Origin of the sequence: Hydrogenophaga sp. PML113, from assembly GCF_001777155.1 — a bacterium.
Lineage (GTDB): Bacteria > Pseudomonadota > Gammaproteobacteria > Burkholderiales > Burkholderiaceae_C > Hydrogenophaga > Hydrogenophaga borbori.
In genome coordinates, this window is the sequence record NZ_MIYM01000017.1 from 1 (window position 1) to 24,139 (window position 24,139).

The 24,139-nt window shown below is 72.3% G+C and carries 16 protein-coding genes; 10 read left to right on the plus strand and 6 right to left on the minus strand.

Annotated elements, in window-relative coordinates; all coding sequences use genetic code 11:
- The first annotated feature begins 98 nt into the window (after positions 1-98).
- From BHU06_RS20610 to BHU06_RS20620, 3 genes are all read left to right on the plus strand, one after another.
- A complete protein-coding gene (locus tag BHU06_RS20610; RefSeq protein WP_070401107.1) occupies positions 99-1,175 on the plus strand; it encodes a branched-chain amino acid ABC transporter permease in 1,077 nt (358 codons plus the stop codon).
- A 69-nt stretch (positions 1,176-1,244) separates the two neighbouring features.
- On the plus strand, positions 1,245-2,570 hold the full coding sequence (locus tag BHU06_RS20615) for an ABC transporter substrate-binding protein (RefSeq protein ID WP_070401154.1): 1,326 nt from the start codon (positions 1,245-1,247) through the stop codon (positions 2,568-2,570).
- Positions 2,567-3,391 (plus strand): ABC transporter ATP-binding protein, encoded by an 825-nt coding sequence (locus tag BHU06_RS20620; protein ID WP_070401108.1) that lies wholly within the window; start codon positions 2,567-2,569, stop codon positions 3,389-3,391. The genes BHU06_RS20615 and BHU06_RS20620 overlap by 4 nt, the downstream gene beginning before the upstream one ends.
- A gap of 41 nt (positions 3,392-3,432) precedes the next feature.
- Here BHU06_RS20620 and BHU06_RS20625 read toward each other — a convergent pair whose 3' ends face one another.
- The 5 genes from BHU06_RS20625 to BHU06_RS20645 form a co-directional block, all read right to left on the minus strand.
- Positions 3,433-4,947: a Do family serine endopeptidase gene (locus tag BHU06_RS20625; RefSeq protein WP_070401109.1), complete on the minus strand. Its 1,515-nt coding sequence runs from the start codon at positions 4,945-4,947 to the stop codon at positions 3,433-3,435.
- Positions 4,944-5,300, minus strand: a complete 357-nt coding sequence (locus tag BHU06_RS20630) for a hypothetical protein (RefSeq protein ID WP_070401110.1) — start codon at positions 5,298-5,300, stop codon at positions 4,944-4,946. The genes BHU06_RS20625 and BHU06_RS20630 overlap by 4 nt, the downstream gene beginning before the upstream one ends.
- A gap of 155 nt (positions 5,301-5,455) precedes the next feature.
- Positions 5,456-8,053, minus strand: a complete 2,598-nt coding sequence (gene mprF, locus BHU06_RS20635; protein ID WP_083293356.1) for a bifunctional lysylphosphatidylglycerol flippase/synthetase MprF — start codon at positions 8,051-8,053, stop codon at positions 5,456-5,458.
- A gap of 157 nt (positions 8,054-8,210) precedes the next feature.
- Positions 8,211-8,516 carry a hypothetical protein gene (locus BHU06_RS20640; protein ID WP_070401111.1) on the minus strand — a complete coding sequence of 102 codons (306 nt, stop codon included), beginning with the start codon at positions 8,514-8,516 and terminating at the stop codon, positions 8,211-8,213.
- 174 nt (positions 8,517-8,690) lie between these two features.
- Positions 8,691-11,270 carry an ATP-binding protein gene (locus BHU06_RS20645; protein ID WP_070401112.1) on the minus strand — a complete coding sequence of 860 codons (2,580 nt, stop codon included), beginning with the start codon at positions 11,268-11,270 and terminating at the stop codon, positions 8,691-8,693.
- Positions 11,271-11,352: 82 nt separating this feature from the next.
- Here BHU06_RS20645 and BHU06_RS20650 point away from each other — a divergent pair, with 82 nt between their 5' ends.
- Positions 11,353-12,102: a response regulator transcription factor gene (locus BHU06_RS20650; RefSeq protein ID WP_070401113.1), complete on the plus strand. Its 750-nt coding sequence runs from the start codon at positions 11,353-11,355 to the stop codon at positions 12,100-12,102.
- A 21-nt stretch (positions 12,103-12,123) separates the two neighbouring features.
- Here BHU06_RS20650 and arsC read toward each other — a convergent pair whose 3' ends face one another.
- Positions 12,124-12,549, minus strand: a complete 426-nt coding sequence (gene arsC, locus BHU06_RS20655) for an arsenate reductase (glutaredoxin) (RefSeq protein ID WP_070401114.1) — start codon at positions 12,547-12,549, stop codon at positions 12,124-12,126.
- Between the two features lie 110 nt (positions 12,550-12,659).
- Between arsC and BHU06_RS20660 the strand changes: the two genes are divergently transcribed.
- The 6 genes from BHU06_RS20660 (at position 12,660) to BHU06_RS20685 (ending at position 24,063) form a co-directional block, all read left to right on the plus strand.
- Positions 12,660-12,980, plus strand: a complete 321-nt coding sequence (locus tag BHU06_RS20660) for a helix-turn-helix domain-containing protein (RefSeq protein ID WP_070401115.1) — start codon at positions 12,660-12,662, stop codon at positions 12,978-12,980.
- Positions 12,981-13,041: 61 nt separating this feature from the next.
- Positions 13,042-14,358, plus strand: coding sequence for a type II toxin-antitoxin system HipA family toxin (locus tag BHU06_RS20665; protein WP_070401116.1), 1,317 nt, complete (start codon positions 13,042-13,044; stop codon positions 14,356-14,358).
- Positions 14,359-14,459: 101 nt separating this feature from the next.
- Positions 14,460-15,641 (plus strand): glycosyltransferase, encoded by a 1,182-nt coding sequence (locus BHU06_RS20670; protein ID WP_070401117.1) that lies wholly within the window; start codon positions 14,460-14,462, stop codon positions 15,639-15,641.
- A gap of 199 nt (positions 15,642-15,840) precedes the next feature.
- Positions 15,841-16,230 (plus strand): response regulator, encoded by a 390-nt coding sequence (locus tag BHU06_RS20675; RefSeq protein WP_070401118.1) that lies wholly within the window; start codon positions 15,841-15,843, stop codon positions 16,228-16,230.
- A 216-nt stretch (positions 16,231-16,446) separates the two neighbouring features.
- On the plus strand, positions 16,447-22,749 hold the full coding sequence (locus BHU06_RS20680) for a PAS-domain containing protein (protein ID WP_070401119.1): 6,303 nt from the start codon (positions 16,447-16,449) through the stop codon (positions 22,747-22,749).
- A gap of 120 nt (positions 22,750-22,869) precedes the next feature.
- On the plus strand, positions 22,870-24,063 hold the full coding sequence (locus tag BHU06_RS20685) for an ATP-binding protein (protein WP_070401120.1): 1,194 nt from the start codon (positions 22,870-22,872) through the stop codon (positions 24,061-24,063).
- Positions 24,064-24,139: the final 76 nt, after the last annotated feature.

Sequence of the window (24,139 nt, forward strand, 5' to 3'; positions counted from 1 at the left end):
GATCTGGTTCGCCTACGTGCTCGCCCTCGTCTTCCTTCTCTTCCGACCCCAAGGGTTGTTCGGCGAGAAGATCATCGATCGCGTCTGAGGAGCTGACCATGTTCTATCGCGAAAACGGTCAGTTCAAAACCTCCTACCGCGCCGACCAGCAGATCTTCCCCATCGACCAGGACCGGTGGCTCGTGCTGGCCCTGCTGGCGGTCGTCTGCCTGGTGGTGCCGGCGCTCGCGAGCGATTACCTGCTGCGGGCGATTCTCGTGCCCTTCCTGATCCTCGCGCTCGCGGCCATTGGCGTGAACATCCTGGTGGGCTACTGCGGCCAGATCAGCATGGGCTCGGGCGCCTTCATGGCCATGGGCGCCTACATGGCCTACAACAGCCTGGTGCGTGTCGATGGCATGCCCCTGATCGTGGCCCTGCTCATCGGCGGCCTGTGCGCCACGGTGTTCGGCGTGCTGTTCGGCCTGCCCAGCCTGCGCGTCAAGGGCCTGTACCTCGCCGTCGCCACGCTGGCCGCTCAGTTCTTCGCCGACTGGATGTTCCTGCGCGTGAAGTGGTTCACCAACGACTCGCCTTCCGGCTCGGTGTCCGTGTCGAACCTGCAGCTGATGGGCTGGACGATCGACACGCCGGTGGAGAAGTACCTGTTCTGCCTGGGTTTCGTGGTGGTGTTTGCCTGGCTCGCGAAGAACCTGGTGCGCAGCGCCATCGGCCGCGAGTGGATGGCCATCCGCGACATGGACGTGGCCGCCGCGGTCATCGGCATCCGCCCGATGTACGCCAAGCTCACCGCCTTCGCCGTCTCCAGCTTCATCATCGGCGTGGCCGGCGGCCTGTGGGCCTTCGTGCACCTGGGCGCCTGGGAGCCCGCCGCCTTCGGCGTGGAGCGTTCGTTCCAGCTGCTGTTCATGATCATCATTGGCGGCCTGGGCTCCATCGTCGGCGCCTTCTTCGGCGCGGCCTTCATCGTGCTGCTGCCGATTTTTCTCAACCAGTTCCTGCCGGTGCTGGGCGCGCTCGTGGGCGTGTCCATCAGCACCACGGGCGTCGCCCACGCCGAAGCCATGGTCTTCGGCGCCCTGATCGTCTGGTTCCTCATCGTGGAACCGCACGGGCTGGGCCGCCTGTGGGCACTGGGCAAACAAAAGATGAGGACCTGGCCGTTCCCTCACTGACAGGCAGCGGGAGAGTGCACGACAACGGCCGATTCGCCCCGAACCGATAACCCACAGGAGACAGAGATGATGAAACGAACGCGCGCCCTGATCGCCGCTTCCGCGGCCCTCGTGCTCGCCACCACCACCACGGCCGGCTTCGCGCAGGCAAAGGAGCAGTTCTTCCCGCTGCTGACCTTCCGCACCGGGCCCTACGCGCCCAGCGGCGCGCCCTGGGCCAACGGCTTCGTGGACTACTTCAAGCTGGTCAATGCCAAGGGTGGCATCAACGGCGTGCGCGTGGCCTGGGAAGAATGCGAGACCGGCTACGCCACCGACCGCGGCGTGGAGTGCTACGAGCGACTGAAGGGCAAGAACGGTGGCGCCACGGTGTTCCAGACCATGTCCACGGGCATCACCTTCGCGCTCACCGAGCGCGGCGCGGCCGATGGCATCCCGATCCTCACGCCGGCCTATGGCCTGAGCGAGAGCGCCGACGGCGAGGTGTTCAAGTGGAGCTTCCCGATCGCGGGTTCGCACTGGGCGTCGGCGGACACGCAGATCCAGTTCGTGGGCCACAAGCTTGGCGGCATGGACAAGCTCAAAGGAAAGAAGATCACGCTGCTCTACCACGACAGCCCGTATGGCAAGGAAGCGATCCCGGTACTGACGGCGCGCGCGAAGCAGCACGGCTTCGAGCTCACCAATATTCCGGTGCCGCACCCCGGCGTGGATCAGAAGGCGCCCTGGCTGCAGATTCGCCAGAGCCGCCCCGACTACGTGCTGCTGTGGGGCTGGGGCGTGATGAACTCCACCGCGCTGAAGGAAGCGCAGGCCACCGGCTTCCCGCGCAACCGCATCGTGGGCGTTTGGCCTTCGGGTTCGGACTCCGACGTGAAAGGCGTGGCCGGCGCCGAAGGCTACAGCGCGGTGCTGATCCTGCCGGGTCCGGGCTTCGACTCGAAGGTCGCCAAGGAGGTGCTGGCCACGCTGCACGCCAAGAACGAAGGCGCGGGCCCGAAGGACGAGGTGGGTTCGGCGCTGTACATGCGCGGCCTGATGAACGCGATGTTTGCCGTCGAAGGCGTGCGCCGCGCACAGGAAAAATTCGGCAAGGGCCAGGTGATGACGGCGGCGCAGGCGCGCTGGGGCTACGAGAACCTCGACATCGACCAGAAGCGCCTGCGTGAGCTCGGCCTGGACGATGTGATGCGGCCGGTGGCGACGAGCTGCAAGGACCACATGGGCCCGTCTTCCGCGCGCGCCTATACCTGGAACGGCAAAACCTGGGACGTGAGTTCGGACTGGCTGCAGGCCGATCCCGCCATCATGAACCCGCTGCTCAAGGCCGCCGCCGACAAGTACGTGGCCGACAAGAAGCTGACGCGCCGCGCCGCGGCCGACTGCGCGTCATGAGCGCGCCCGCCGCCCAGGCCGCGCCGGTGGTCCTCAACGTCAACGGCATCGAGGTCATCTACAACCACGTGATCCTGGTGCTCAAGGGCGTCTCGCTGAGCGTGCGCGAGGGCCAGATCGCGGCCATCCTGGGCGGCAACGGCGCGGGCAAGACCACCACGCTGCGCGCCGTCTCCAACCTGCTCAAAGGCGAGCGCGGCGAGGTCACCAAGGGCAGCATCGAGCTGCGCGGCGAGCGCATCGAGAACCTCTCGCCGGCCGACCTCGTGCAGCGCGGCGTGGTGCAGGTCATGGAGGGGCGCCACTGCTTCGCGCACCTCACCATCGAGGAGAACCTCATGACCGGCTCCTACACCCGCAAGGACCGCGCCGAGGTCGCGCGCAACCTGGAGAAGGTCTACACCTACTTCCCGCGCCTGAAGACGCGGCGCACCAGCCAGGCCGCCTACACCAGCGGGGGCGAGCAGCAGATGTGCGCCATCGGGCGCGCGCTCATGGCCAACCCCAGCGTGGTGCTGCTCGACGAGCCCAGCATGGGCCTGGCGCCGCAGATCGTGGAGGAGGTCTTCGAGATCGTGAAGGACCTCAACCACAAGGAGCGCGTGACCTTCCTGCTGGCCGAGCAAAACACCAACATGGCGCTGCGCTACGCCGACTACGGCTACATCATGGAGAGCGGGCGCATCGTCATGGACGGCCCCGCGCCCGAACTGCGCAACAACGAGGACGTCAAGGAGTTCTACCTCGGCATGGGCGGCGGTGAACGCAAGAGCTTCAAGGACATCAAGTCCTACAAAAGAAGAAAGCGGTGGCTCGCGTAGCGGGCCACCGCCTCATGCCTCGGGCCTGACGCCCGCAACGTTCAGCCCACGCGCAGGGGCACGAACAGCGTGTTGCCGTCGCGCAGGAGCTGCAGCGCGATGGCCTGTTTGGCCTCGCGCGCCTCGGCCTTGACCTGGGCCACCGTGCTCACCGGTTTGCCGTTGATGCCGATGAGCAGGTCGCCAGCCTGCACGCCCGCGAGTTCGGCGGCGCCCGTCACGTCCTCGATCAGCAGGCCCTGGCGCGCGCCGCTGGCGCGCCGCTCGGGCTCGCTCAGGGGCCGCAGCATGAGGCCCAGCTTGTGCTCGCTGCCAGCGGCCGAGGCGGTCTTGGCCTTGCCCGTGCTGTCGTCGCTGGCGCTGGCCAGCTCGACAGAGGCCTGGGCCTCGCGCCCGTCGCGCCAGTAGCTGATGTCCACGCGCTCGCCGGGCTGCGCCTGGCCCACCAGCAGCGGCAGGTCAGCGATGCGGTCCACCGGCTCCTTGCCTACGCGCAGGATGACGTCGCCCGACCGCAGGCCTGCCTTGTCGGCGGGGCTGCCGGGCTCCACCTGCGCCACCAGCGCGCCCCGCGGCGCATCCAGTCCGAAGGATTCGGCCAGTGTCTGGTTCACTTCCTGCGCCGCCACGCCCAGGCGCGCGTGCTGCGCCTGGCCGCTCTTCACGATCTGGTCCTTCACCTTCAAGGCGACGTCGATCGGGATGGAGAAGGACAGGCCCTGGTAACCGCCGGTGTGGCTGAAGATCTGCGAGTTGATGCCGACCACCTGGCCGCGCGCGTTGAACAGCGGGCCGCCGGAGTTGCCGGGGTTGATCGCCGCGTCGGTCTGGATGAAGGGCACGTAGCTTTCGTCGGGCAGCGATCGGCCCTTGGCGCTGACCACGCCCACGGTGGCGGTGTTCTCGAAGCCGTAGGGCGAGCCAATGGCCAGCACCCAATCGCCCACGCGCAGGTCCTTCTCGGTGCCGAGCGGCACGGTGGGCAGGTTCTTGGCCTCGATCTTGAGCACGGCCACGTCGGTCATGGGGTCGGTGCCGAGCACGCGGGCCTGGAACTCGCGCCGGTCGGGCAGCTTCACCGTGACGTGCGAGGCGCCGTCCACCACGTGCGCGTTGGTCAGCACCAGGCCGTCCTTGTCGACGATGAAGCCCGAGCCCTGGCCGCGCACGATGTCCTGGCGTGGGGCTTCTCCGCTTCCGTCGGGGAAGGGGAAGGGGAAGCCGAAGGGATTGGCGCCCTGGCGCGACGCGCCGTCGCCCGACAGGCCCACGCGGCGCGTGCCGCTGACCGAGATGTTGACCACCGCCGCGCCATTGGCCTGCGCGATGGTGGCGAAGTCGACCGGGCCACCGGCGGGCGCCGCCACCGACGCGGCGGTGCGCAGGAAGGCGGTCGGCGTGGTGGGGGCGGCGGCGGGTATGGAGGCTGGGTTGCCGTGGCGCGAGAGGCCCCAGCTCACGGCCAGGCCGCCCACGGCGCCCGACACCAGCATGGCCGTCACCAGCGGCAACAGGCGGAGGCGCAGGTAGCGCGCGCTCATCAGGGGTTTGTTCATGCTCGGCCTCCGTCCAGTCGCGCCATCAGCAGCGCGTCACCGGCCTGGCGCAGGGCCGACAGCGCGGACCACGGGTGGTGCAGCCGCAGGTGAAAGGCCGCCTCCTCCAGCAGGGACCAGGCCGCCATCGAGGCACCCGCCTGATCGCGCAGCAGCGAGCGGGCGTGCTCGATGCGGTGCGCGGCCTGCGCGTCGTGGTCGCAGTAGATGGCCACCATGGCGTCGCGCACGTCGTCGAGCAGCGGCACGAGGTTGGTGGTGGTCGCGCCAGGCGCGAGCGGACGGTGGTGACCGGCCGCGTGGATCAGCGAATCGATACCGGTCACCGACGATGGCAAGGGGTTCTGTTGCATGAACTTCTCCAGTCGTTGGGGCCGGCGCGGCGGCGGGATTGCCACGGTGCCGGCGTGGAAAAAATCATGCGCGCGGGAGGTTGCGGGCCGGCTACCGGCCGCGGCGCCCATGTTTCGTATGCAACGGAGAAGGGAGGATCGCCTGGCGGGCGGCGTCAGCGCGCGACGATGCCGCGCCAGCCGCCGCCGATGAGCGAGGCCAGGTCGAACAGCACGCCCGGCAGGGCCAGGCCGCCGGGCGCGGCCAGGTAGCGAGGCTGCCAGACCGGGTCGAACTTGGCCTTGTAGGCGCGCAGGCCCTGGAAGTTGTAGAAGTGCTCGCCGTTGTGGAACAGGGCGGTGCCCACGCGGTGCCACAGCGGCGCCAGCGGGTGCGTTTCCAGCCCGGCCAATGGCGCCATGCCCAGGTTGAAGCGTTGAAAGCCGCGCGCCGCGCCCCAGAGCATGGTCTCCACGAAGAGGTAGTCCATCACGCCACCGGGCGCCGTGGGCAGGTGGCGCATGAGATCGATGGACAGTTCCGTGCGGCCGTCGCCGGTCCACAGGTTGGCGAAGGCCACCAGCTCATCGCCGCGCCACACCAGGGCGTGTGGGAAGTGGCGCAGGTAGGACTCGTCGAAGCGCCCCAGCGAGAAGCCCTTCTCGCGCGTGGTTTTGCCCTGCAGCCAGGCCTGCGACACGGCCCGCAGGCGCGGCAGCGCGGCGTCCACCGCCGCCGCGTCGATCACCTCGTAGCGCAGGCCCTCGCGCTCGGCCTTGCGGTGCGAGCGCCGCAGGTTGGCGCGGGCCGCGCCCTCCAGGCTGAAGCCGGCCAGCGGCACGATCGCCTCCTCGCCCAGCTTGGTGGCGGCCAGGCCCATGTCCAGGTAGAGCGGCAGCCGGTGCGCCTCGACCTGATAGAACGCCGCGCGCGCGCCGTGGCGGTCGGCCATTTCCAGCAGCTGCCAGGCCAGGCGGTCGCCCTCGGGCGCGGCGCCCACGGGGTCGCCCATGGCGATCCAGCTGCCGCCGTGCACCTGGTACATCACAAAGGCCAGGCCCTCGGGGTCGATCAGCAGGCGCTTGTCGCCCAGCAGGGCCAGGGCGGCATCGGTGCGGGGGGCCTCGGCTATCAGTCGCTGGGCCGTCTTCAGGCCGCTGGCCGTGGGCTCGGCGCTGCCCGGCGGTCGGGGCCGCACCGCCTGCCACAGCGCCAGCGTGGCGCAGGCCACCGACACCAGCAGGGTGGCGCGCAGGTAGCGTGGCGCGTTGCCGTGCAGCGCGACATGCCACCAGAGTTCGTTGCGGTACTCCACGTGCCGGTAGCTGAACAGGCCCACCCAGGCGCTGGCCAGCACCACCGCGCCGATGCCCAGCCAGGCCGCGGGGCCCAGGTCGGTGGGCTCCAGCCGCGCGGGGCGGTTGAACGCCGCGCGTCCCGCGTACAGCACACCCGCCGTCAGCAGCGCGATGGTGGATTCCTCCACGTCCAGGCCCTTCACCAGAGACGCCGCCGCGCCTGCGAGCAGCAGCAATACCGCCAGGCGGTGCGCGGCCGCGATGCGGCGCAGCAGCGCCTGCGACAGCACCAGCAGCGCCAGGCCGATGAGGCTGCCCGCAAGGTGCGAGACCTCCAGCAGCGGCAGGGGCAGCACGCCACCGAGCCAGTGCAGCCGCTCGCCGCGCGCCGGCAGGCTGCCGGAGACCAGCAGCACCGCGCCAGCGGCGAAGACCATGGCGCTGCCCACCCAGGGTGCGACCCAGGTGACCGCGGGCTGCGCGCGCCGCGCCAGGCGCCACCAGCGGCGCCCGTGCGCGCGCAGCAGCATGGCGCTGGCGATCAACGCCGTCAGTGCCAGGGGCAGCAGGTAGTAGATGGCGCGGTAGGCGAGGGCCGCGGCCAGCAGGTCCTGCGCGTTCGCCTGCGGCAGGCCCGCGATCAGCACTGCTTCGAACACGCCCAGCCCGCCGGGCACGTGGCTGGCGATGCCCACCAGCGCGGCCAGCACGAACAGGCCCAGGAAGCTTGGCCAGCCCACCGTGCCCGCGGGCAGCAGGCTCCACAGCACCAGGGAGGCGGCCGACAGGTCGATCACGGCCAGGGTGAGCGAGGCCAGGCCGGCCGTGGGTCGGGGCCGGGGGTAGGGCCACCAGGGCAAGGCCTGGCCGGGCCGGGCGCGGGCGAGCCAGGCCAGACCGGCTAGGGGCAGGGCGGCCAGCAGCAGGCCCACCCCGTGGCCCAGGGCCGCTGGCAGGCCCAAGGCGGCCAGCAGGGTCGGGGGCTCCAGGGCCAGTGCGAACCCGCCGCAGAACAGCAGGCCCATCGCCAGTCCCGCGGCGCCGAGTCCCATGACGGTGGCGACTTCGGCGGCCGACAGGCCCCAGGCGCCATACAGGCGCAGGCGCACCGCGCCCCCGCTGACCAGGGCAAAGCCCAGGTTATGCCCGACGGCCGTGGCCATGAAGGCGGTGGCGGCCACGCGAGGCGCCGGCAGCGGCCGCCCGATCAGCCGCAGGGCCAGGGCGTCCTGCCCCGCCAGGGCGGCGTAGCTGATGGCGGTGGCCGCCAGCGCCGCGAGCAGGGCCGAGGCGGGCAGGGCCGCGATGGCGTGGCGCACGTCGGCGGGACGCAGGTGGGCGAGCTCGCGGTGCAGCCACCACAGCGCCAGCGCGAGCAGGGCCAGGCTCGCGAGGCTGAACAGCCAGCGCCAGGGCCAGGCCCGCCAGCGGGCCAGTGTGGCGAGGGAGGGGCGGGGCCAGGGGGTCGAGGGCATGGGGTGCGGGCAGGGGGTGTGCCGCCATGTTGCGGTAAAGGCGGGGCCCGTCGCGATTACCCGAGCGCGACGGCGCATAAAAAAGGCGGACCCGGAGGTCCGCCAAGGGGGCAAACGGCACGGGCCCGTCCAGCCGGCCGTCTGAAAACGGAGGGGTTTACTGCGCGGGTTTGGCGGCCGGCTTGTGGGTGGTCTTCTTCATCTTGTGGTCTTTCTTCGTGGCCTTGGCGTGCTTCTTCTCGGCCTTCTTCACGGCCGGCTTGGTCGCCATCTTGTCGGCGGCCGGCGGGGTGGCGGCCGGCATGGCGGCGGGTGCGGGGGTGGACGGCATGGCAGAGGGTGCGCTGGCCGGGACCGGCGGGGCCGGTTGCTTGAGCGCGCCGCTGGCGCTGCCTTGCGCCCAGGCACTGGCGCCCAGGGCGAGGATGGCGGCGGCGATGAGGGTGTTGCGCGTGTTCAGCATGAAAACTCCGTGGTCGCAGTGCTTGTGTGTCGCGGTCGATGCTGCGTGTCATCGACCACGGGGCGGATCGTGGCGGTGCTCGTGCATCGCGGCGTGTCGTCGCCCGGGTGGCGGCATTTCACTTGCAACAGAGCGCGGGCAAGGGGGCGCCCCCCGGGGCTTGAGGGGAGGGGATCAGCGCGGGGCGCGCAGCAGCCGCTGCAGGACGGCGTCGAGCTCGCTCCAGCTCAACGGTTTGGCCAGCACCGCCTGCACACCAGCGGCGCTGGCACGCGCGCCGAAGTCGGTGCCGCCGTAGGCCGTGGCGATGATGGTCACCACGCCGGGCGACAGGCGCCGGCAGCGCTCGATCAGCTCCAGCCCGCCCAGGCGCGGCATGGCCTGGTCGCTCAGCACGGCGGCGAACAGTCCCGGTTCGGCCTTGAACGCCTGCCAGGCCAACTCGGCGTCGCTGAAGCCGCGCGGCTCGAAGCCGCGTTCGGCCAGGTGTTCTTCCAGCAAGGCCACGAGCGCGGGTTCGTCGTCGACCACCAGCACCACCTCGCCCTGGCCGGACCACGCGGCCTCTTCGGCGCCGGGCGCCGTGGGCGCGGTGGCGGGCTCGGGCAGCGGCAGGTACAGGGTGATGGTGGTGCCCTCGCCGGGCGCGGTGCGCAGGTCGATCGCGCCGTGCGCGTCGCGCACCGCGGCGTGTACGACGGCCAGGCCCAGGCCGGTGCCGCCCTGCGCGCTGCGCGTGCTGTAGAAAGGCTCGAGCAGGCGCGGCAGGTGTTCGGCGTCGATGCCGGGGCCGTCATCCTCCACCCGCAGGCCGAGCCAGCGGCCCGGGCGCAGGCTGCCTTGCCAGAGCACGCGCGGCTGGTCCACCGTTTCGCTGGACAGGCGCGCGCGCAGTGTGCCGCGATCGCCCACCGCCTGCACCGCGTTGCGCAGGAGGTTGAGCGCGGCCTCGAAGAAGGCCACGCCATCGCCCACCAGCTCCGGGTCCTCGGCGTCGAGGTCGAGCCGCGCCTGCACGCTTTCCGGCACGCCCTGCACGGCCAGGGTCCAGGCTTCCTGCACCAGCGCGCGCGGGCGGTAGGGCTGGCGCAGGCCCTGCCCTGTGCGGCCGAAGGCCATCATGCGCGCGACCAGGGTCTTACCGCGCTCGCCGGCACTGAGCATGTGCTGCACGTGGCCGGCCAGCGCGCTGCCCTCGGGCACCAGCGCGCGCGCGCGTTCGCCGAAACCCAGGATGGCCGCGAGCACGTTGTTGAAGTCGTGCGCCACGCCGCCGGCCAGCGCGCCCAGGGCCTCGAACTGGCGCGCGCGCTGCAGCTGTTCGTCGAGCCGGCGCGCGGCCTCCGACACCGCCACCTCGTCGGACACGTCGTAGGCGGTGCCGGCCAGCAGCAGCAACTGTTCGCGCGCGTCGCGCAGGCCCTGGCCGCGCAGGCGCACGTGGCGCGGCGGCTGGCCGGGCGGCATCACACGCAGGGTGACGGAGAAGTCGCGCGTGCGCTCGCGCACGTGCGCGTCGATCGCCTCGCGCAGGCGGCGGCGGTCGTCCTGGCTCACGCGGTCGGGCCAGGACAGCGCGTGCGTGGCCGGCGGCGCGCCGGCGCTGGCGTCGAAGCCCAGCAGTTCGCGCATGCGCGGCGACAGGTAGTGGCGCTCGCTCGCCGGGTCCCATTCCCATAGGCCTTCGCGGGCGGCGGCGAAGGCGCGCGCGGCGCGTTCGCGCTGGCGCTGCAGGTCGCGCTGGCTGTGTTCGCGCCAGCGCTGTTCGCGCGCGTGGCGCAGGCTCAGCACGGTGGTGACCAGCAGCGCGGCGAGCGCGAAGCCGCCCACCAGCCAGGCCTGCAGGTGCCAGTCGGCCAGCACCACCTGCGTGTCGCGCGAGAGCACCACGGCCAGCGGGGCGCGCTGCATCGCATGGCCGGCCAGCAGCAGGTCGTGGCGCCGGCCGTCGTCGCCGGGACGGGACACGATTTGCGTCCAGGCGCTCACGCCGGCGGGCGGATGCAGCGTGCCGGCGCGCTCGGGCCAGCCGCTGGACGGATCGGATTCCAGCAGCGGCGTGCCGTCGATGCGCAGCACGCGCAGGCGCGCGTCGGGCGCGGGCGAGCGCCGCTCGAAGCCGCCGAGCAGCAGGGCCGTGTCGGCCGCCACCACGATCACCCCGCTGTGCCGCCCATGGGGCGTGGACCAGGGCATGGACAGCGGGATCCAGGGCGTGTCCTGCCCGGGCCACACGGTGGGCGCACCGATGTGGGCCGAGCCCGGCGCGGCGGCGAGCGCGCTGAGGAAGTAGTCGGCGCGCGCGTGCGGGGGCTCTTCCAGTTCCTCGTCGGCGGCCTGCAGCACATTGGCCTGGGCGTCGAGCAGCAGCATCTGGCGCGCGGCCGGCAGGGCGGCGGCGCGCGCGCGCAGCACGGCGCCGGCCACCACGGTGTCGGGCACCCAGGCGCCGCCCACGATTTCCTCGGCCGTGGCCTGCATCGCGGTCTGCGCGGCGGCCAGCGCGTTGTCGGCCTGGTCGGCCAGGGCAGCGGACAGGGCAGCGAGCATGCGCTCCTCGCTGTTGAGCACCTGCTGGCGCAGCGTGGCCAGGCCGACGCCCAGGCCGCCGGCGAGGCAGGCGGCGATCAGCACCGGCACGATGACGACCCGGTCGAACAGCAGCTCGCGCCAGCGCGGCGCGCGCGCGGCGGACGCGCCACCGTCGTCGAGCGAGAGCTCGCTGATCGGGGTGGGGGCTTGTTCGTAGGCCATGGGGCGGGGGTGGACGCTACCATCGACCATAGCGGATGCGGGCACGCGCCGCACCGTTCGCCACGACATTCCTCTGCCGCCGATGACCGACGACGCCCAGGCCAGTACCCACCCGCCGCACATCCTGGTGGTGGACGACGACCCCGCGCTGCGCGAGCTGCTGCAGGGTTACCTGGGCGAGGCCGACATGCGCGTGAGCGCGGTCGACAGCGGGCGGCGCCTGTTCGAGGTGTTCGACCAGGAGGCCATCGACCTGGTGGTGCTGGACCTGCGCCTGCCGGGCGAGGATGGGCTGGCGCTGGCGCGCCAGCTGCGCGAGCGCGCGCCGGTGCCGGTGATCCTGCTGACCGGCCGCGCCGAGGAGGCCGACCGCGTGATGGGCCTGGAGCTCGGCGCCGACGACTACGTCACCAAGCCCTTTAGCCCGCGCGAGCTGCTGGCGCGCATCCGCGCCGTGCTGCGCCGCTACCAGCCGCGGGCGCCCGAGGAAGGCGTGCGCGAGGACCAGCGCCGCGCCTTCCGCTTCGCCGGCTGGGAGCTGAACCTGCGCACGCGCCGCCTCACCGGGCCCGACGGGCGCAAGGTGGAACTGGGCAACAACGAGTTCAGCCTGCTGATGGCTTTCTGCGCCGCACCGCAGCGCGTGCTCAGCCGTGACCAGTTGCTGGAGCTGTCGCGCCTGCACAGCGCCGAGGTCTACGACCGCGCGATCGACGTGCAGGTGCTGCGCCTGCGCCGCAAGATCGAGGCCGACCACAGCAAGCCCCTGCTGATCGTGACCGAGCGCGGGGCGGGCTACCGGTTCAATGCCGCGGTGGAGACGCTCTATTGAACCGGGGGCCCCGCGCGGCGCTCAGCGCAGGCGCCGGCCCTGATCGTCCAGCACGGCCTCGCCGTCCGACTTGACGAAGGCCTTCTTCGGCGGCTCGGGCAACAGGTCCAACACGCGCTCCGACGGCCGGCACAGCCGCGTGCCCAGGGGCGTGACCACGATGGGGCGGTTCATCAGGATGGGGTGGGCCTCGATGAAGTCGAGCAGTTGCTCGTCGCTCCAGTGCGGCTGGTCCAGGCCCAGCTCGGCGTAGGGCGTGCCGCGCTCGCGCAGGATGTCGCGCACGCCCAGGCCCATGGCGGCGAGCAGCTCGCGCAACTCCTGGCGCGTGGGCGGTGTGTTGAGGTATTCGATGACCTTTGGCTCGACGCCGCAGTGGCGCATCAGCGCCAGGGTGTTGCGCGAGGTGCCGCAGGCGGGGTTGTGGTAAATCTGATGCCCGTTCATGATCTATAAAACTATCTTTTTTGAATAAAAGCTACTCAAATCAATCATTTTGGCTTGATAGTCTGAAAAAGCTAAGTTAAATTGGCTTTTCATAAAAAATGATCGCTTATATGAGCATTTTGGACGAGCTGGAAGCCGCTCGCAAGGCCAGCGGTCTGACGCAGGCCGAGCTCGCCGAGCGCGCCGGCGTGAACCGCATGACCGTGGGCCGGCTGGAGGCCGGGCTGGACCCCCGCCTGTCCACCCTGCAGGAACTCGCGCGCACGCTCGGGCTGGAGCTCATGCTGGTGCCGCGCGAGCTGCGCCCCGCCATCGACGACTTCGTGCGCGCGGGCGGCCGCCTGATGGCCCAGCCGGCCGGCGTGGGCGCGCCCAAGTCGGTGGTGGACCTGCTCGCGGTGCCCGAGCCCGCGCCGGGCAAGTCGCGCTGATGGCACCGCCCGGCCCGCCGACAGGGTTCGCGCCGCCGCGCGCCGCGCGGAGGGCCGCCCTGTGAGCACCGCCATCCGCTACCTGCGCCTGTACCTGCACCTGCCGCAGGGTGGGCGGCGCGGCATCGGCCACCTCTCGCGCTACGGCGACATCCTGCGGGTGTCCTTCGACGAGGACTACATCGCCGACCCGCAGCGGCCCACGGTGTCCATGAGCCTGCGCGGGGTGAACGACGCGCAGACGCGCCAGATCCTGTCCGCGCCGCGCGACGAGCGCCTGGTGCGCGTCGACGGCCGCTGGCCGGTGTTCTTCCAGAACCTGCTGCCCGAGGGCCACAACCGCGAGCGCCTGGCGCGCCAGCGCGGCTGCGACGTGGACGACGAGTTCGAGCTGCTCGCCGCCGCCGGCCACGACCTCATGGGCGCGCTGGAGGTGGAGCCGCCGCCCGCGCACCAGGAGATACCCCAGGCCGTGCGCCACTGGCACACCGCGCTGGGGTTGGACGTGCTGGAGCCCGGCTTCGTCGAAGACCCGGTGGAGGACGCCACCGCCTTGCCCGGCGTGATCGCGAAGTTCTCCGCCGTGCAGGACGGCCGCCGCTACGTGGTGCGCCGCCACGGGGCGGCCGGCGAGTTCATCCTCAAGCTGCCGACCAGCCGCCACCCCGACCTGGTGCGCAACGAGGCCGCGGGCTACCGCCTGTGCGCCGCCCTGGGCCTGCGCACGGCCGAGGCCCGGGTGATCGCCCGCGCCGAAGCCGATCTGCCCGAGCGGGTCCCGTTCGAGGAGATCCTGGCCGTGCGGCGCTTCGACCGCCAGGACGGCCGGCGGGTGCACATGGAGGAGTTCGCGCAGGCCCTGGGCTACGCGCCGCGCGCCAAATACGGCCGCGGCATCCGCGAGGACTACGGCCGCATGCTCGCCGTGCTCGACCGCTACTCCAGCGCGCCGGTGCCCGACGTACGCGAGTTCTTGCAGCGCTTCGTGGCCTTCGTCCTCATGGGCAACACCGACGCCCACCTGAAGAACTGGGCCCTGGTCTACCCCGACGGGCGAGAGCCCCGCCTGGCGCCGCTGTACGACCCGGTCTGCGTGAGCGCGCTGTTCGAGGCCGTGCCCGAGCCCGACTACGGCGTCAACCGCGGCATCGACGCCAGGCTGCGAGCCTTCGGCTGGGACGCGCTGCGCGAGCTGATCGCCGCCGCCGGCCTGCCGCGCCCCGGCGCGCTTCTGCGCGTGTGCCGCGACACCGTGCGCCGCGCCCAGGCCGACTGGCCCGCCCTGCTGGCCGAGGCGCCCGACAGCGTGCGGCGCAGCGTGAGCGAGCGCCTGCAGGGCGGCGTGGCGCTCACGCGCGAATCGCCCGGCTCTGCCTGAACGCCCCGGCCGAGGCCGTCACCACGGCGTCGCCCGGACGTCACGCCACTGTCGCCTGACCTTCATAGCCTGTTCGCTTCGCCACCACGGGCGGCAGGCCCATGACCCAGGTCGATCTCATCTACTTCAACGCCGGCGGCGGCCACCGCGCCTCCGCCCTGGCCCTGCAGGGCGTGCTGAACGAACTGCAGCTGCCCTGGACCGTGCGCCTGGTCAACCTGTTCGAGGTGCTGGACCCCTCGCAGAGCTTTCGCCGCCTCACCGGCAGCGCACCCGAGGACTGGTACAACCGCCGCCTCGCGCGCGGCTGGACCCTGGGCATGTCGCAGGAACTGAAGCTGCTGCAGGCCGTGATCCGCCTGGCCCACCCGACCCTGGTGCGCCGGCTGCGCGCGCATTGGGCCGCCACCCAGCCCGACCTGGTGGTCTCGCTCATCCCCAACTTCAACCGAGCGCTCTACCAAAGCCTGGCGCTGGCGCGCCCCGGCGTTCCCTACGCCACCGTGCTCACCGACCTGGCCGACCACCCGCCGCGCTTCTGGATCGAGCGCGGCCAGCCGCAGCATTTCATCTGCGGCACGCCGCGCGCGCGGGCCCAGGCCCTGGCGGCCGGCCACGCGCCCTCGCGCGTGCACGCCACCAGCGGCATGATCCTGCGCCCCGGCTTCTACGGCCCGCCCGTGGCCGACCGCGCGGCCGAACGCGCGCGCCTGGGCCTGGACCCGCATCGGCCCACTGGCCTGGTGCTGTTCGGCGGCCACGGCTCGCGCGCCATGCTGGGCATCGCGCGGCGCCTGCCGGACGTGCCGCTGATCCTGATGTGCGGCCACAACCAGGCCCTGGCGCGGGCCCTGGCCGGGCTGCCGGCGCGCGCGCCGCGCCACATCGTGGGCTTCACCCCGGAGGTGACGCGCTACATGGACCTGGCCGACTTCTTCATCGGCAAGCCCGGCCCCGGCAGCGTGAGCGAGGCCCTGCAGCGCGGCCTGCCGGTGGTCGTTGCCGACAACGCCTGGACCATGCCGCAGGAGCGCTACAACGCCACCTGGATCCGCGAGCAGGGCGTGGGCCTGGTCTACCGCCGCGCCGCCGGCCTGGCGCCGGCCGTGGGCGCACTGCTGGCCGACCTGCCGGCCTGGCGCGAGCGCGTGCGCGGCCACCACAACCGCGCCTTGTACGAAGTGCCACAGATCCTGGCCGGCATCCTGCGGCACGCCCCCGCGATGCCCCGGCCCGCCGAGCGCGATGTGGCGGGCCCTGCGCCCGCTGCCGCCGCCCGCTGATGTGGCCGCGCGGAAAGCGGGCGCTCACATGGCGGTGCGTCGACGCCATGGCGCCCTGAGCCCGTGGCGGGCCAGGCCGCGCGCGGCGCACCATCCCGACCTCCCGATCCACTGGGGTGTTCGGGCCGCGCATTGTGTGCGCCCTGACGCGGCGCTTACAGTTGCGGTTGTTTCCCGTTCGTGCCCCCTTGGAGATTCGATGCCCCGCCGCGTGATGATGGTCGACGACAGCGACAGCGATCTGCTGTTCACCCGGCTGGCGCTGCAGCGCTGCGGCGTGCCGTGCGAGGTGCTGGGCTTCGAGCGCGCGCAGGACGCGCTGGACCACCTGGCCGCCTCGCCCGACCACGGCGTCGACCTGATCCTGCTGGACATCAACATGCCCGTGATGGACGGTTTCGCCTTCCTGGAGGCGTTCGAGGCCCTGCCGCCCGCGCACCGGGGCAGCGCCGTGGTGGCCATGCTCTCGTCCTCCTCCGATCCGGCCGACCGCGCGCGCGCCGGCGGCTTCCACAGCGTCAAGGGCTACCTCACCAAGCCGCTGGGCAAGGCCGAAGCGGCGGCCGTGCTGCAGGACGTCGCGGCCTGAGCCCGCGGCCGGCCGGGCGCGCCGCCGGGCGAATTGCCCCGGGGAATCCCTTCATTTCGCGCGCCGGGCGCCGACATCCCTCGTTAGCATGCTTTGCGTGCGCCCCCCGCGTGGGCGCCGCAGGCTGACAACACCGCGACCGCCAGCGCCAGGGCCCGCCGGGTCCTCACGCGGGCGGTTCGCGCAACAGGGCCCAGGGCCCGAAGGACACCGGATTTGGACAAGGTCGCTCACGACGCGCCGCACCGCTGGGCTTGGGGGCTGTGGATTGCCGGTGTGCTGCTGTGCGCGGCCGTCGCCGCCGCCTGGACGCAGGCCGAGCGCGCCGAGAGCGTGCAGGAGCGCCTGCGCGAAGAGGCGGGCCAGCTCACGCAACGCCTGCAGGACCGCCTGAGCCGGATCGAATACGGCCTGCGCGGCGCGCGCGGCGCCGTCATGGCCGCGGGGGGCGATGCGATCACCCGCCGCGGCTTCGAGGCCTACATGGCCACGCGCGACCTGCCGCACGAATTCCCGGGCGCGTTCGGTTTCGGCTTCGTGCGCCGCGTCGGCGTGGACCAGAGGGACGACTTCCTCGCCCAGGCGCGGGCCGAGGGGCCGGCGGACTTCCAGGTGCGCGAGCTCGGGCCCAACCCGGGCGAGGCCTACGTGACGCAGTACGTCTACCCGATGCCCGCGAACGCGCACGCCATGGGCCTGGACCTCGCCTCGGAGCCGCTGCGCCGCGCCGCCGCCGAGGCCGCCGCGCGCGAAGGCCGGGCGCTGCTGAGCGCGCCGCTCAGCCTGAAGCAGCCCGGCGGCCAGCCCGACCACGGCCTGCTGTTCCTGCTGCCGGTCTACCGCGGCCTTGACCCCGGGGCCGGCGACCGCGAGCGCCGCTGGCGCGACACCGTCGGCTGGGTGGTCGCGCCCCTGGTGATCAAGGAGCTGGTGGCCGAGCTGATGCCCGCGTCGCGCGACATCGCCGTCACGCTCGCGGACGGCGGCGACCCCTCGCCGCTGTTCGACGCGCGCGACCCCACCGGCGGCGCCACCGTCGCCAGCCTGGACAGCGGCTTCGACGCCCACGGCCGCCGCTGGACGCTGCGGCTGCAGGCCACGCAAGCGCTGCAGGCCCACCTGCCCGGGCCCACGCCCGTCGGGGCGGCGGCCATCGTCGCCTTGATCGGCGCCGGGCTCGGCGGCCTGGTGCTGGCGCTGCGGCGCTCGCGCCGGGCCATGGACTGGATCGCCGCGCCTGGCCGCTCCGGGGCGCGCGCGCCGCGGGGGCCGATGGATTTCGTGCGCAGTCCCTTGTTGCGCCGCGGCGCCCTGATCGGCGCCGTGCTGGCCCTGATCAGCCTGGCGGTGAGCTACCACGCCGATTTCAACCAGGCCATGGACCAGTCGCAGCGCCAGCTCGAGGCGGCGGCGCGGGGCTTCGCCGACAACACCCAGGCCCAGCGCGCGTTCCGCCGCAAGTCGGTGCAGTTCCTGGGCGGCTCGCCGCCGCTGCAGGGGCTGGTGCGTGCGCGGGAGAACGGGGGCATCGACCCCGAGGACGCCTCGACCGAAGACCAGTGGAGGGTGCGCCTGCAGGAGACCTTCGAGCGCTACATCGACACCTCGGCCGATGTGTTCCGCGTCAGCCTGCTGCTGGCCGGGCCGAACCCGCGCGAGCTGGTGCGCGTGGAGCGCAATGGCCTGGGCGTGGAGGCGGTGCCGCCCGAGCGCCTGACGGATGCGCTCGATGAGCGAGAACTGGGCGACACGCGCTGGGTCGCGCCCGGCATGGTGTTCGTGCACGACATGGCCTTGCACCGCGAGAACGGCGCGGTGGTGTTGCCACGCCGCCCGGTGGCGCGCTACGCCACGCCGGTGTTCGATGGGCGCGGTCAGCTCTTCGGCCTGGTCGTCATCCACGTCGACCTGGATCGCGCCGTGATGCAGTTCCCCTCGCGCTCGCCCGAGGGCGCCTTCTTCGTGCTCACCAACGCCGCCGGCGACTACCTGCGCCACCCCCAGCGCGACCGCGAGTACGGCTTCGACACCGGCCAGCGCCAGCGTTGGCAGGACGAGTACGTGGCCGTCAACCCCTACCGCGCCGGCGGGCCGCCGCGCTGGCAGGGACCCCAGGGCCTCATGCTGGTGGGCCAGGCCGAATTGCGCGGCAACCCCAACAGCGACATCGGCCTGCTGCGCTTCCTGGTGGTGATGCCGCAGGAGCACGTGGCCGAGGAAGCGCGCCTGGCCGCGCTGCGGCAGTTGCCCCTGGTGCTGCTGGCGCTGCTCGTCGGCCTGGCGCTGATCTACCTCTACTGGGTCAACGGCAGCCGCAGCGACGAGGTGCGGCGCCAGCGCCTGCGCCTGGCGGCCATCGTCGAGCAGACGCGCGACGCCATCATCGGCCTCGATCCGGAAGGCCGCGTGACCTCCTGGAACCGCGGTGCGCAGGCGCTGTTCGGTTACAGCGCCGAGGAGGCCGCCGGCGCCACCATCGAATCGCTGCTGGTGCCCACCGACGATGACGGCGCGCAGGTGCAGGCCCAGGGCGAGGACGGCGCCGGGGACACGCCGCGCATGGAGCGCTGGTTGCGAACCCGCAGCGGCCAGCGCGTGGAAGTCTCCATCACGCTGTCGCCGATCCTCGATGCCGGCGGCGAGCCGGTGGGTACCGCCGCCATCGTGCGCGACATCACCGATGAGCGCGCGGCGCAGCGCGAGGTGGTGGAGCTCAACACCAGCCTGGAACAGCTGGTGCGCGAGCGCACCGCCAGCCTGTCGCGCGAGCGCGAGCGGCTGCAGAACATCCTGCGCGGCACCAACGCCGGTACCTGGGAGTGGAACGTGCAGACCGGCGAGCGCCTGTACAACGCGCGCTGGGCCGAGATGGTCGGCCTCACGCTGGACGAGCTCAACACCATGGGACCGGGCGCCTGGCAGCAGCTGATCCACCCCGACGATATCGATCGCGCGCGCGATATGCTGCGCCGCCACTTCCTGGGCGAGATCGCGCAGTACGAGTGCGAGGTGCGGCTGCGCCACCGCAACGGCTACTGGGTGTGGATCCTCGACCGCGGGCGCGTGAACAGCTGGACGCAGGAGGGCGAGCCGCTGTGGATGTACGGCACGCACCGCGACATCACCGCCGCCAAGGAATCGCAGCAGCGCCTGGCCGCCAGCGAAGCCCTGCTCAACCGCACGGGCCGCGTGGCCGGCGTGGGCGGCTGGCAGTACGACGTGGTCGACGGCACGGTGGTCTGGACACCGCAGATGTACGCCATCCACGAGGTCGGCATCGAGTTCGCGCTGGACCCGGCGACGCCCCTGAGCTTCTACGAAGGCGAGGCCAAGCGCGAGCTGCTCGACGCGCTGCGCGCCGCGCGCCGGCGCGCCGAACCGTTCGATATCGAGCTGCCGTTCCGCTCGGCCAAGGGCCGCGAGTTGCGCGTGCGCGTGGTGGGCGAGCCGGTGCAGGACTTCGACGGCAAGGTGGTGCAGATCGTCGGCGCCATGCAGGACGTGACCGATCGCCACCTGATGCAGGCCGAGCTGATGCGCGTGAACGCGCTGCAGCACAGCATCCTGGAGAACATGCCCTGCGCGATCAGCGCCTTCGACGCCGATCTTCGGCTGGTGGCCTGGAACAGCGAGTTCGTGCGCCTGCTCGAACTCGACGCCCTGTTCGCGCGCGGCGTGCCGGGCTTCGAGGACATCGTGCGCTTCAACGCGCGCCGCGGCGAGTACGGCGAGATCGACGTCGAGCCCACCATCGAGCGCCTGCTGGCCAACGCGCGCAGTCCCGTGCCGCACCGCTTCGAGCGCGTGCGTCCCGACGGCACGCCGCTGGAGATCCGCGGCACCCCCATGCCGGGCGGTGGCTTCGTCACCACCTACATGGACATGAGCGAGCGCAAGCGCGCCGAGCAGAGCATCGCGCGCACCGAGGCCCTGCTGCGCGGCGCCATCGACTCCGTGGACGAGGCCTTCGTGCTCTACGACCTGGAGGACCGCCTGCTGCTGTGCAACGAGAAGTACCACCGCCTGTTCGCGCATGTGGGCGACCTGCTGCAACCCGGCACGCCGTTCGAAACCATCATCCGCGCCAGCTTCGAGCGCGGCCAGGTGCTCGACACCGGCGATGACCGGGAGAAGTGGGTGGCGCAGCGCATGGCCCATCACCGCGCGGGCAACAGCGTGTTCCTGCAGCGCCTGCGCAGCGGGCGCGTGGTGCGCATGATCGAGAACCGCATGCCCGACGGCCACATCGCCGGCTTCTGCATCGACATCACCGACCTCGTGCACGCCACCGAGGCGGCCGAGGCCGCGTCGCGCGCCAAGGGCGAGTTCCTGGCCAACATGAGCCACGAGATCCGCACGCCGCTGCACGCGGTGATCGGCCTGTCGCACCTGCTGGCCGACACGCCGCTCACCGTGCGCCAGCAGCAGCTGCTGGCCAAGTCGCAGATGGCCAGCCAGTCGCTGCTGGGCATCGTCAACGACGTGCTGGACATGGCCAAGATCGAGGCCGGTGCTTTCACGCTCGAAGAAGCGCCTTTCAGCCCCTCCGTGCTGCTGGCCGAGCTGGACGCGGTGTTCCGCCAGCAGGCCGAGGCCAAGCGGCTCGCGCTCACCGTGCGCGCCGCGCCCGATCTGCCGGCGCGGGTGAGCGGCGACGCGCTGCGCCTGCGCCAGGTCTTCACCAACCTGCTGGGCAACGCGCTGAAGTTCACCGCCGAGGGCGGGGTCGAGGTGGGCCTGGGGCTGGTCTCGTCCGGTGGCGGCACCGTGCGCCTGCGCGGCGAGGTGCGCGACAGCGGCGAGGGCATCGCGCCCGAGGTGCAGGAGCGCCTGTTCACCCCGTTCTCGCAGGCCGACGCCTCCACCTCGCGCCGCTACGGCGGCACCGGCCTGGGCCTGTCCATCGTGCGCCACCTGGTCGAGATGATGGGCGGGCGCATCGGCGTGCAGAGCGCGCCCGGCCAGGGCAGCCTGTTCTGGTTCGAGGTGAACCTGCGCGAGGCAGAGGCCACGCCCTCGGCGCTGGCGCCGCTCACCGCCCCCAGCGGCGCGCTGGAGGTGCTGGTGGTCGACGACGTGCCGGCCGAGCGCCAGGCCCTGGTCGACATGGCGCGCGCCTTCGGCTGGCGCACCGAGTCCTGCGAATCGGGCGAGGCCATGCTGCACTGGATCGAGGGCCGCCTGGCCGCCGGCCAGCCGCTGCCCGACGCCCTGCTGGTGGACTGGCAGCTGCCCGGCATGAACGGCCTGCAGTCGCTGGCCGCGCTGGCCGAACGGCACGGCCTGCTGCGCCTGCCGGCCGCGCTCATGGTGTCGGCCAGCGACCGCGAGCGCGTCGCGCGCGAGGACCACCTGCGCCTGGCCGACGACATCCTCACCAAGCCGGTCAACGCGTCCGTGCTGTTCAACGCCGTCAACCAGGGCGTGGTGGCGCGCCACGGCCACAGCCGGCGCGTGCTGGACGCGCAGCGCCACACCGCGCCCGAGACCGTGCAGCGCCTGGCTGGCACGCGCGTGCTGGTGGTGGACGACAGCGAGATCAACCAGGAGATCGCGCAGCACATGCTGGAGCGCGAGGGCGCCAGCGTGTACCTGGCCAGCAATGGCCGCGAGGCCCTGGCCCTGCTGCGCGACGGGCCGCACTTCGACGTGGTGCTCATGGACGTGCAGATGCCCGAGATGGACGGCCTGCAGGCCACGCGCGAGATGCGCGCCGATCCGAACCTGCGCCAGTTGCCGGTGGTGGCGCTGACGGCTGGCGCGCTGGCCGAGGAGCGCCGCCGCGCGCTGGACGCCGGCATGGACCGCTTCCTCACCAAGCCCATCGACCCCGACCAACTGCTGGAGGTCGTGGCGCAGGCGCTGGCGGGCCCGGACGGGGCCGTGGCGCCCCCGAGCGCGCCGGCGCCGCTGGCGGCCGTGGTCGATCACTGGCCGGAGATCGACGGCATCGACGGCGCGCAGGCGCACCGCCGCCTGGGCGGCGACGTGGCGTTGCTGCGCCGCAGCCTGCGCCGCCTGTTCGACGAGTTCGCGCCGCTGGCCGAGGAACCCCTGCCCGCCGCCCTCGCGCCCGACGCGCGCCAGGGGCTGGCCGCGCGCGTGCACAAGCTGCGCGGGGCGGCCGGCCTGGTCGACGCCCTGGCCCTGCACCGCCATGCGGGCGTGGTGGAAAACGCGCTGCGCGACGGCCAGCCCGCGCAGTCCCTGCAGGCGCCCTGGCGCGAGCTGCAGGCCAGCCTGCGCCGCCTGCGCCTGGCGGCGGGGGCCTGGCTGTCGCAGGCCGGGGCCGCCGCGCCCGGCGACAGCGCCGAGCCGCCCGCCAGCGACGAGGCGCTGCGCCGCCTGCACGAGCTGCTCGCGCGCCACGACCTCGACGCCCTGAGCCTGTTCGACACCCAGGGCGCCGCGCTGCGCCGCCGCCTGGGCGAGGCACGGGCCTCGGAACTGGAAAACCACATCGGCGCGCTCGACTTCGCGGCCGCCGCCGAGCTGCTGCAGCGGGAGCTGGCCACATGAACGACGCACGGCCGCCCGAAGGCGTTCGCACCGCAGCGCGCCGCGCGGAGGTTTTTCTATGAACGACGCACGGCCGCCCGTAGGCGTTCGCACCGCAGCGCGCCGCGCGGAGGTTCTGTTATGAACGACGCCATGAACGACGCCGCGTTGCCCGACATCCTGATCGTCGACGACGACCCCGGCATGGTGCAGGTGCTGGCCAAGGCGCTGCGGCCCCTGGGCCGGCTGCGCTTCGCCATGCACGGGCAGGACGCGCTCGAGCGCATCGCCAGCGCCGTGCCCGACATCGTGCTGCTGGACGCCCAGATGCCCGGCCTCTCCGGCTTCGACGTGCTCGACGCCATCAAGGCCAACCCGGCGCTGGTCGACCTGCCGGTGATCATGGTCACCAGCCACGCCGAGGCCGATTTCGAACAGGCCGGCCTGGAGCGCGGCGCGGCCGACTTCATCGCCAAGCCCATCCACCCACCGGTGGTGCAGGCGCGCGTGCGCACCCAGCTGCGCCTGAAACAGGCCAACGACCAGCTCCGGCAGATGTCGGCCGCCGACCGCCAGAACCTCGCGGTGGCGATGGTGGAGCTGCGCGAAAGCCACGCCAGCCTGCAGCGCACCGCCGACGAGCTGCGCCAGGCCAACGACAGCCTGGTGCAGTTCGTGCGCATCGCCTCGCACGACCTGCGCGAGCCGCTCAACACCATCGCCCAGTTCGTGGGCCTGATCGACGAGGACCACAGCGCCCAGCTGCCGCCCGAGGCGCAGCGCTACATGCGCCTGGTGCTGCGCGCCAGCGCGCGCATGCGCACCCTGCTCGATGACGTGGTGCGCTACGCGCGCCTGCAGGCCGGCGAGACCGACGAGCCCACCCTGGTGCCGCTGGACCGCGTGATGGCCGAGCTGCGCGACGCCCTGGCCGCGCGCATCGCCGAGACCGGCGCCGAGCTCCACATCGACCCGCTGCCCGTGGTGCCGGGGCACGCCAGCCTGCTCTCGCTGCTGTTCCAGAACCTGCTGACCAACGCGCTGAAGTTCGTGCCGCGCAACCGCGCGCCCCGGGTGAGCGTGAGCGCCTGCCTGTCGGACGGCCGCGTGAAGGTCTCGGTCGGTGACAACGGCATCGGCATCGCGCCCGAACACGCGGGCCGCCTGTTCCAGCCCTTTCAGCGGCTGAACCTCAAGAGCGAGTACGAGGGCACCGGCCTCGGGTTGGCGGTGGCGCGCCAGGTGGCCGAGGCCCACGGCGGCACGATCGCCGTGCGCCCGAACGCGGGCCAGGGCGCGGTGTTCGAGGTGCTGCTGCCGCTGCCGCCGGCCTGACCAGGGCCACGCGGGCGTCGGTGGAAAGTACTCGCGTCGGGCGCCCGCGACGCCTGCGTATCTTCCCTAGCGAGAT

Bases quoted from the DNA above. Each gene is read 5' to 3' on its own strand.
- BHU06_RS20610 (WP_070401107.1), top strand. From the start codon at position 99: ATGTTCTATCGCGAAAACGGTCAGTTCAAAACCTCCTACCGCGCCGAC.
- BHU06_RS20615 (WP_070401154.1), top strand. From the start codon at position 1,245: ATGAAACGAACGCGCGCCCTGATCGCCGCTTCCGCGGCCCTCGTGCTC.
- BHU06_RS20620 (WP_070401108.1), top strand. From the start codon at position 2,567: ATGAGCGCGCCCGCCGCCCAGGCCGCGCCGGTGGTCCTCAACGTCAAC.
- BHU06_RS20625 (WP_070401109.1), bottom strand. From the start codon at position 4,947: ATGAACAAACCCCTGATGAGCGCGCGCTACCTGCGCCTCCGCCTGTTG.
- BHU06_RS20630 (WP_070401110.1), bottom strand. From the start codon at position 5,300: ATGCAACAGAACCCCTTGCCATCGTCGGTGACCGGTATCGATTCGCTG.
- mprF (WP_083293356.1), bottom strand. From the start codon at position 8,053: ATGCCCTCGACCCCCTGGCCCCGCCCCTCCCTCGCCACACTGGCCCGC.
- BHU06_RS20640 (WP_070401111.1), bottom strand. From the start codon at position 8,516: ATGCTGAACACGCGCAACACCCTCATCGCCGCCGCCATCCTCGCCCTG.
- BHU06_RS20645 (WP_070401112.1), bottom strand. From the start codon at position 11,270: ATGGCCTACGAACAAGCCCCCACCCCGATCAGCGAGCTCTCGCTCGAC.
- BHU06_RS20650 (WP_070401113.1), top strand. From the start codon at position 11,353: ATGACCGACGACGCCCAGGCCAGTACCCACCCGCCGCACATCCTGGTG.
- arsC (WP_070401114.1), bottom strand. From the start codon at position 12,549: ATGAACGGGCATCAGATTTACCACAACCCCGCCTGCGGCACCTCGCGC.
- BHU06_RS20660 (WP_070401115.1), top strand. From the start codon at position 12,660: ATGAGCATTTTGGACGAGCTGGAAGCCGCTCGCAAGGCCAGCGGTCTG.
- BHU06_RS20670 (WP_070401117.1), top strand. From the start codon at position 14,460: ATGACCCAGGTCGATCTCATCTACTTCAACGCCGGCGGCGGCCACCGC.
- BHU06_RS20675 (WP_070401118.1), top strand. From the start codon at position 15,841: ATGCCCCGCCGCGTGATGATGGTCGACGACAGCGACAGCGATCTGCTG.
- BHU06_RS20685 (WP_070401120.1), top strand. From the start codon at position 22,870: ATGAACGACGCCATGAACGACGCCGCGTTGCCCGACATCCTGATCGTC.